The 869-nt window shown below is 24.2% G+C and carries 2 protein-coding genes; both read left to right on the top strand.

The window, feature by feature from the left end; all coding sequences use genetic code 11:
• The coding region (locus L8Y18_RS08580; protein WP_263666996.1) for a hypothetical protein at positions 1-469 on the top strand (469 nt) is incomplete at its 5' end.
• The gene (locus L8Y18_RS08575; protein ID WP_044598821.1) at positions 459-845 is read left to right on the top strand and encodes a hypothetical protein; all 387 of its coding nucleotides are present in this window, start codon (positions 459-461) and stop codon (positions 843-845) included. The genes L8Y18_RS08580 and L8Y18_RS08575, both read left to right, overlap by 11 nt.
• Positions 846-869 lie beyond the last annotated feature (24 nt).

Below are 869 nucleotides of genomic sequence, written 5' to 3'. Positions count from 1 at the left end.
GAGAAGAGAAAAAAGTAAAGAGAAAGCAAAAATGCTTTTATATTTGGAAAATGAAAATAAAAAAGGTAGGGTAAGCGATAAAGAAGTTCATCTTTATAAACATAATGGAATATGGCCTAAAGATACTCCAAAACCTAGAAGTCCTGATTATATTCTTGAAGATGGGGAGATTATTTTAAATATCAAACAAAGAGCCATGGAAATAAAAAATACTTTAAATGGAGGACATAATAGTGTTTCTATAAAGACAAAAGATAAACTCACCAGATATGATTTAGATGGTAAACCACATTATGAGAAGACATCAAAGAGAATAATTGATACACCTCATAAAATAGAATATACTAAACATATAAATCCTCAAGATCCAACAAAGTATAGAATGTCACAGGGTTTAGTAGAGCCAATATCTCATAAAGATTTAGATATTGTAGAAAATTATTTAAAAAGGCAAAATAATGAAATTTGAGAATTTAAAGCATGGAAGTTTATTCAAAAGAGAATTTTACCTTAAGGATGTAAAAATAGATTTGAAAAATGACTTTTTTGTTTATTCTATCACAATGAATGAAAAAACTTTAGAAATATTTTTTAAATCAGAAAAAAAAGATATACAAGATTTGCAAATTATTTTTTATGATTATAAGTTACTACATTCAAAATCATATTGTAAAAATTTTAATCAATTAGAAGCTAATTTTATAGATTTGATAAGAAATAATTGGGATGATATAACAGGCTATATTGAAAAAGAAGAAGAGATGTTGATAAACATATATTTTGATAATGATTTAGAATATATTACTTTAACTTGTAAGTATTTTAATATAGATTTTATAGACTAAACAAAGGATAAAAAACAACAAGAG

The organism is Campylobacter sp. CNRCH_2007_0968H (assembly GCF_025773245.1).
Lineage (GTDB): Bacteria > Campylobacterota > Campylobacteria > Campylobacterales > Campylobacteraceae > Campylobacter_D > Campylobacter_D lari_D.
This window is presented reverse-complemented; position numbering and strand designations above follow the sequence as displayed.

What these genes read in the sequence shown, in the direction of transcription:
- L8Y18_RS08575 (WP_044598821.1), top strand. Translation starts at nt 459, where the DNA reads ATGAAATTTGAGAATTTAAAGCATGGAAGTTTATTCAAAAGAGAATTT.